The sequence below is a fragment of the Streptomyces sp. UNOC14_S4 genome (assembly GCF_020740835.1).
Taxonomy (GTDB): Bacteria; Actinomycetota; Actinomycetes; order Streptomycetales; family Streptomycetaceae; genus Streptomyces.
The window spans coordinates 1-7,347 of sequence record NZ_JAINFC010000388.1; the positions used below are offsets into that span (position 1 = coordinate 1).

The 7,347-nt window shown below is 70.6% G+C and carries 5 protein-coding genes and 1 pseudogene; 2 read left to right on the plus strand and 4 right to left on the minus strand.

The genetic code is table 11. The annotated features are described in order from the left end of the window. Window positions 1-95 precede the first annotated feature (95 nt). From K6I34_RS27340 to K6I34_RS27355, 4 genes are all read right to left on the minus strand, one after another. The gene (locus K6I34_RS27340; RefSeq protein WP_229329725.1) at window positions 96-1,118 is read right to left on the minus strand and encodes a LacI family DNA-binding transcriptional regulator; all 1,023 of its coding nucleotides are present in this window, start codon (window positions 1,116-1,118) and stop codon (window positions 96-98) included. 24 nt (window positions 1,119-1,142) lie between these two features. Next, window positions 1,143-1,991 carry a response regulator transcription factor gene (locus K6I34_RS27345; protein WP_229329727.1) on the minus strand — a complete coding sequence of 283 codons (849 nt, stop codon included), beginning with the start codon at window positions 1,989-1,991 and terminating at the stop codon, window positions 1,143-1,145. Between the two features lie 652 nt (window positions 1,992-2,643). Next, entirely contained in the window at window positions 2,644-4,542 is a 1,899-nt protein-coding gene (locus K6I34_RS27350; RefSeq protein WP_229329729.1) for an ABC transporter ATP-binding protein, read from the minus strand. Window positions 4,543-4,757: 215 nt separating this feature from the next. Next, complete coding sequence (locus K6I34_RS27355) at window positions 4,758-6,491, minus strand: ABC transporter ATP-binding protein (RefSeq protein ID WP_229329731.1); 1,734 nt, start codon at window positions 6,489-6,491, stop codon at window positions 4,758-4,760. Window positions 6,492-6,666: 175 nt separating this feature from the next. On the opposite strand from K6I34_RS27355, the gene K6I34_RS27360 reads away from it, so the two are divergent. Beyond that, window positions 6,667-6,942, plus strand: a complete 276-nt coding sequence (locus K6I34_RS27360; protein ID WP_229329732.1) for a MoaD/ThiS family protein — start codon at window positions 6,667-6,669, stop codon at window positions 6,940-6,942. Window positions 6,943-6,952: 10 nt separating this feature from the next. Then, window positions 6,953-7,347 (plus strand): annotated as a pseudogene (locus K6I34_RS27365) (hypothetical protein); the annotation flags it as partial.

Here is a 7,347-nt window from a genome sequence, read left to right on the forward strand (position 1 = left end):
CCTTCACCCCGACCCAGCCTGTCCGGCGTTTGAGGACGCGGCCGCAGGCCGCTCCCGCCCGGAGGGCGGCAACGGCGAGAACCAAGGCGCAGGGATCAAGAACAACCGCAGGAGCGGCGGATCACCAGAGCGGAGGGGAAGAGCTTGAGGCGCTCGCGGCGGGAGCCGGCGAAGCGGAGGCCGTCGTCGAGGACGAGGTCGACCGCGGAGCGGGCCATGGCGGTGCGGTCGGACGCGACCGTGGTGAGGGGCGGGTCCGTGAGGGCCGCTTCCTTGACGTCGTCGAAGCCCGCCACGGCCAGTTCCCGCGGTACGTCGATGCCGAGCTCACGCGCCGCGCGCAGGACGCCGATCGCCTGGTCGTCGGTGGCGCAGAGGAGCGCCGGGGGCCGGTCGGGCCCGGAGAGGAGGTCCAGGGCGACCTTGTAGGCGTCATAACGGTTGTAGGGCGCCTGGAAGAGGCGGCCCTCCAGCGACTTCCCGGCCTCGCGCATGGCGCGCCGCCAGCCCTCGACGTGATCGGTGACGGGGTCGCCGATGGTGGGGGTCACCTCGGTGCCGCCGAGGCAGGCCACGTAGGGGTGGCCGTGCTCCAGCAGGTGCCGGGTGGCGAGCTGGGCGCCGCCGATGTCGTCCGTCACGACGGCCACGTCGTCGATCGCGTCGGGGCGCCGGTGCATCAGCACGACCCGGGCGTCCCAGGCGTCGATCTCGGCGGCCGCGTGCTCGCTCGGACCCTGGCTGATCAGGATCAGGCCGGAGACCCGCATGCCCAAGAAAGCGCGCAAATAGTGCACTTCGCGCTCGTCGAGGTAGTCGGAGTTCCCGACGAGGACCATCTTCCCGCGCTCGGCGGCGGCCTGCTCGACGGCGTGCGCCATCTCGGCGAAGAAGGGCTGCCGCGCGTCCGGGACGATCAGGCCTATGAGGTCCGTACGACGGGACGCCATCGCCTGCGCGACCCGGTCCGGCCGGTATCCGAGCTCCTTGATCGCGGCCAGGACACGCTCACGCGTGGCCGGGGCCACCGGCCTCGGACCGTTGTTGATGACGTAGCTGACCACCGCGGTCGACGTCCCCGCCAGTCTCGCCACATCGTCCCGCGTCACCTTGGCCACGCGCGGCAGTCTACGCGGGTCCACCTAGCGTTTGGCCGGTCGAGCACCATCGGTTTCGACGGCTTTGACGACGCCCTCGGACTCCACCGGGCGGCCCCGGTCGGCGGAGTCCTCCGCGGCGCGGTCCCCGGCGCGGCCCCCTGCACGATCTCCGGCACGGCTCCCGGTGCGATCCGGGGGGCAGTCCGCGGATTTCTCCGGCTTTTCAGGGATCACAAAGCGATAACCGACATTACGGACGGTGCCGATCAAGGATTCGTGCTCGGGGCCGAGCTTGGCCCGCAGCCGCCGCACATGGACGTCCACCGTCCGGGTGCCGCCGAAATAGTCGTAGCCCCAGACCTCCTGGAGCAGCTGCGCCCGGGTGAAGACCCGGCCCGGGTGCTGGGCCAGGTACTTCAGGAGCTCGAACTCCTTGAAGGTGAGATCCAGGATCCGGCCCTTGAGCTTGGCGCTGTAGGTCGCCTCGTCCACGGAGAGATCGCCGGTACGGATCTCCATCGGGCTGTCGTCCATCGAGATCTGCTGGCGGCCCATCGCGAGCCGCAGCCGCGCCTCGACCTCCGCGGGGCCCGCGGTGTCCAGCAGGACGTCGTCGACGCCCCAGTCCGCGGTGACGGCGGCCAGGCCGCCCTCGGTGACCACCAGGATCAGCGGGCAGCCGGGGCCGGTGGAACGGAGCAGCTGGCAGAGGCTGCGTACGTGCGGGAGATCGCGGCGGCCGTCGATCAGTATGACGTCGGCTCCGGGGGTGTCCACCAGGGCCGGGCCCTCGGCGGGTGCCACGCGCACGCTGTGCAGCAGCAGCCCCAGCGCGGGCAGTACCTCGGCGGATGGCTGAAGAGCATTGGTGAGCAGCAGGAGGGAGCTCATCGGCGGCCCCCTGCCGAGGTCGTCGTGCGTTTGCCGGTATGCGCGCTTCGCTCGCCCATGACGTCGGTCCTCCTCGGTCCCTGCGAAGGGGGTACCACCCGGGCCGCGACGTTGCGGCGCCGGGGGAGCATGCGGCTCTGCTGTATGCACTGCTGTATGCACTGAATGCGTACGTACTCGTACGTACTGAATGCACAAAAGGACCCGGGGGCGACTCTGCCCGGATCCTCTCTGCCCAGCAGGATAGCCCACGGGTCGTGGGGGAGCTCGGGCGATTTTGCGCGAGCTTGTGTTTCCTCGATCACTTCGGGTGGTGCGCGGGCCCGTCACTTGACGTTCACCCGGGGATGGGTCCGGGCGAAAGGGGCGCATCGGAGCGCAGGGGCGCGACGCGCCCCCTCGACCCGGGGCTGCGCCCCGGGGCCCGTCCTGATTTCCGGTTTCCGGCGCAGTCGCCCGCCGTTGCTCCGCCGCCCTCGCCTGCGGCCCCGGTGGGGGCTGGTCGCGCAGTTCCCCGCGCCCCTTGAAGCCCGGGGCACGCCCCGACCGGGGTCCAGGGGCGGAGCCCCGGAGGCGGGGGCCCCAGGAGCGGGGCCTGGGGGCGCGGCCCCCAGAAACCCCTCTCCTACGGTTCCCCCTTGTGGGTCACCCGTCAGGCCTCCACCACCGGTTCCGCGAACTGTGCCTCGTAGAGGCGGGCGTACGCGCCGCCCTCCGCGAGGAGGGAGTCGTGCGTGCCCTGCTCGACGATGTGGCCGGATTCCATGACGAGGATGACGTCCGCGTCACGGATCGTGGACAGGCGGTGCGCGATGACGAAGCTGGTGCGGCCCGTCCGGAGCTGGGCCATCGCGTGCTGGATCAGCACCTCCGTACGGGTGTCGACCGAGCTCGTGGCCTCGTCGAGGACGAGGATCTCCGGCTCGGCGAGGAAGGCCCGCGCGATCGTGATGAGCTGCTTCTCGCCGACGCTGACGTTGGAGCCCTCGTCGTCGATGACGGTGTCGTAGCCGTCGGGGAGGGTGCGCACGAAGCGGTCGACGTGGGTGGCCTTCGCCGCCGCCACGATCTTGTCCATGGAGATGCCCTCGGGCGCACCGTAGGCGATGTTCTCGGCGATGGTGCCGCCGAAGAGCCAGGTGTCCTGGAGGACCATGCCGATGTGGGAGCGCAGTTCCTCGCGGGACATCGCGGCGATGTCGGTGCCGTCGAGGGTGATGCGGCCGCCGTTCACCTCGTAGAACCGCATGAGCAGGTTGACCAGGGTGGTCTTGCCCGCTCCCGTGGGGCCGACGATGGCCACGGTCTGGCCGGGGCGCACGGTGAGGGAGAGGCCGTCGATGAGCGGCTTGTCCGCCTCGTAGCGGAAGGAGACGTCCTCGAAGGCGACCTCGCCGCGCACGTGCGCGGGCTTCACCGCGTCCGCCGCGTCGGGCGCCTGCTCCTCCGCGTCGAGGAGCTCGAAGACGCGCTCGGCGGAGGCCACGCCGGACTGCACCAGGTTGGCCATGGAGGCGACCTGGGTGAGCGGCTGGCTGAACTGGCGCGAGTACTGGACGAACGCCTGGACATCACCGATCGACAGCGAACCGGAGGCCACGCGCAGGCCGCCGACCACGGCGACGAGCACATAGTTGAGGTTGCCGATGAACATCATCGCGGGCTGGATGATCCCGGAGATGAACTGGGCCTTGAAGCCCGCCTGGTAAAGGTCCTCGTTCTCCTTGCGGAAGATCTCGGCGGACTCCTTCTGCCGGCCGAAGACCTTGACCAGGGAGTGGCCGGTGTACATCTCCTCGATGTGGGCGTTGAGCTTGCCCGTGGTCTTCCACTGCGCGACGAACTGCGGCTGTGCCCGCTTGCCGACGCGGGTGGCGACGACGATCGACACCGGCACGGTGACCAGCGCGATCAGGGCCAGCAGCCAGGAGATCCAGAACATCATCGCCAGCACGCCGACGATGGTGAGCAGGGAGGCCAGGATCTGGCTCAGGGTCTGCTGGAGGGTCTGCTGGATGTTGTCGATGTCGTTGGTGGCGCGGGAGAGGACCTCGCCGCGCTGCTGCTTGTCGAAGTAGCTCAGGGGCAGCCGCCCCAGCTTGTCCTCGACGTCCTGGCGCAGCCGGAAGGTGGCCCGCTGGATGACGACGGTGGCGATACGGGCCTGGATCAGCTGGAACAGCGCCGAGCCCACGTAGATCAGCAGCACCCACAGCAGCACGGTGCCGACCGCGTCGAAGTCGATGTGCTTGCCGGGGGTGAAGTCGACGGAGGACAGCAGGTCGGCGGCCTTGCCCTCGCCCTTGGCGCGCATGGCCTCGATGGCCTGCGCCTTGGTCATGCCCTCGGGGAAGCCCGAGCCGACGACACCGGCGAAGATCAGGTCCGTGGCACGGCCGAGGATCTTGGGGCCGAGGACGGACAGCGCGACGCTGGCGACGCCGAGCACGACGGCCACGACGACCAGGGCCCGCTGCGGGCGCAGCAGCTGCAGCAGCCGCTTGCTCGACCCGGCGAAGTCCATGGACTTCTCGGTGGGCTGGCCACCCATGAAGCGGCCTATGCCCGCGGCGGGGGCCGGGCCTCTGCGGGCCGGGGCCGCCGCCGGTTTCGCTTCCGGCCCTGCGGCTCCTGACCCTGCCGCTCCTGCCCCTGCGGCTCCTGGCCCTGCCGCTTTGGACTCACCGGCTCCGGAGCCGGTGGCTCCTGGCCCGGCGGTGGTCTTCCCGCTCTCTCCGCCGGGCTGCGCCGGCCTTTCCGGGGACGTCACGCCGCCTCCTCCTCGGTGAGCTGGGAGAGCACGATCTCCCGGTAGGTCTCGTTCGTCGCCATCAGTTCGTGGTGGGTGCCCGTACCGACGACGTGGCCCTCGTCGAGGACGACGATGCGGTCGGCGTCACGGATGGTGGAGACGCGCTGGGCGACGATGACGACGGTCGCGTCGCCGGTCTCGCGGGCCAGGGCGGCGCGCAGCCGGGCGTCGGTGGCGTAGTCGAGGGCGGAGAAGGAGTCGTCGAACAGATAGATCTCCGGGCGGCGGACCAGGGCCCGGGCGATGGCCAGGCGCTGGCGCTGGCCGCCCGAGACGTTGGAGCCGCCCTGGGCTATGGGTGCCTCCAGGCCGAGCTCCATGTTCTCGACGAAGTCGCGGGCCTGGGCCGTCTCCAGCGCCTGCCACAGCTCCTCGTCGGTGGCGTCGGGCCTGCCGTAGCGGAGGTTCGAGGCGACGGTGCCGGAGAAGAGGTAGGGCTTCTGCGGGACGAGGCCGATGACCTGCGAGAGCACGACGGGGTCGAGCTCGCGGACGTCCACGCCGTCCACGGACACGGTGCCCCCGGTGGCGTCGAAGAGCCGGGGCACGAGGCCCAGCAGGGTGGACTTGCCGCTGCCGGTGGAGCCGATCACGGCGGTGATCTCGCCGGGTCTGGCGACCAGGGAGACGTCCCTGAGGACGGGCTGCTCGGCGCCGGGGTAGCGGAACTCGACCCCGGTGAGCTCCAAATGGCCCGAGCGGCGCAGCTCGACGACGGGCGCGACGGGCGGCACGACACTGGAGTCGGTGGAGAGGACCTCCTGGACGCGCTCGGCGCAGACCTCGGCCCGCGGCACCATCATGAACATGAAGGTGGCCATCATGACGGACATGAGGATCTGCATCAGATAGCTGAGGAAGGCCGTCAGCGCGCCGATCTGCATATGGCCGCTGTCGATGCGCTGACCGCCGAACCACAGGACGGCGATCGAGGAGAGGTTCACCACCAGCATCACGGCGGGGAACATCAGGGACATCAGCCGCCCGGCGCGCAGCGACACGTCCATGAGCTCGTTGTTGGCGCCCTCGAAGCGGCGGCGCTCGTGGGTGTCGCGCACGAAGGCGCGGATGACGCGGATGCCGGTGATCTGCTCGCGCAGCACACGGTTGACCGTGTCGATGCGCTCCTGGACGCCGCGGAACAGCGGCCGCATGCGCCAGACGATCAGCGAGACGATGATGCCGAGCACCGGCACGATCACCAGGAGCAGCGCGGAGAGCGGAACGTCCTGGTTGAGCGCCATGACGATGCCGCCGACGCACATGATCGGGGCGGAGACCATCAGCGTGAACGCCATCAGGACCAGCATCTGGACCTGTTGGACGTCATTGGTGGTGCGAGTGATCAGCGAGGGGGCGCCGAAGCGGCCCATCTCGCGAGCGGAGAAGGACTGCACCCGGTCGAAGACCGCGGCGCGCAGATCACGGCCGAGCGCCATGGCGGTGCGTGCGCCGTAGTACACGGCGCCGACGGCGCACACGACTTGCGCGAGGGAGACTCCGAGCATCCATCCGCCGTAGCGCAGGATGTAGCCCGTGTCTCCCTTCACGACGCCGCCGTCGATGATGTCCGCGTTCAGGGTGGGCAAGTAGAGGGTGGCGAGCGTCTGGACGAGCTGCAGCAGCACGATCAGCGCAATGGGTTTGGAGTAGGGCCTCAGATACGCCCGCGAAAGTCGTACCAACACACAGGAAGCCTAAGCGAGTGGCTCGCCACGGGGCCTCCCTATTCGCGGGCGGGCGGCGTGAGCAGGGATACACCCGTCATCATGGGGGTTGCACTTGAGGAAAGGGGTCGCCGTGGCGACGACACAACCGGCCCGTCCGGTGAAGCCGGGGGGCGCCCCGGCAGCACCGGCGGGGCTGCCGAGGCAGCCGGGACCGGCGGGCACGATCCGTTACTGGGCCGCGGCGAAGGCCGCCGCGGGCACGGCGGAGGAGCCGTACGCGGCGACGACGCTGGCGGAGGCGCTCGACGCCGCCCGGCGGCGGCACGAGGGGCGTCCGGAGTTCGCGCGGGTGCTGCTGCGCTGCTCCTTCCTCGTCGACGGCGACCCGGTCGGTACGCGCGACCACTCCACGGTCCAGCTGGCGGAGGGCGGCACCGTCGAGGTGCTCCCGCCCTTCGCAGGAGGGTGACCCGGCCACGATGAGCAATCAGCCGCACAACGGATACGGGCCGTACGACCCGTACGAGCCGCGGGGGACGTACGGTCCGTACGAGCAGCAGGGCGTACAGCCACAGGCTCAGCCGGGCTACGACGACGCCTACCGGCAGCAACAGCCGTACGAGCCCTACGCACAGCCGCAGCAGCAACAGCAACCCCAGCAGCAGCACCAGCAGCCGCAGCACCCCGGGGCGTGGCCCTCGGCGCAGGGCCAGCAGCCGGGGTACGCGCAGGCGGACCCCGTGACGCAGACCTGGCAGACCCCGACGTGGGACACGCAGACGTGGCAACAGCCGCTCGCGCCCCAGCCGGGGGGCCAGGGGAACCAGGGGGGCCAGGGCTACGCCGCCCGTCGCGTCGCCCGCCCACGAGGCGG

Bases quoted from the DNA above. Each gene is read 5' to 3' on its own strand.
- K6I34_RS27350 (WP_229329729.1), bottom strand. From the start codon at position 4,542: ATGGGTGGCCAGCCCACCGAGAAGTCCATGGACTTCGCCGGGTCGAGC.
- K6I34_RS27345 (WP_229329727.1), bottom strand. From the start codon at position 1,991: ATGAGCTCCCTCCTGCTGCTCACCAATGCTCTTCAGCCATCCGCCGAG.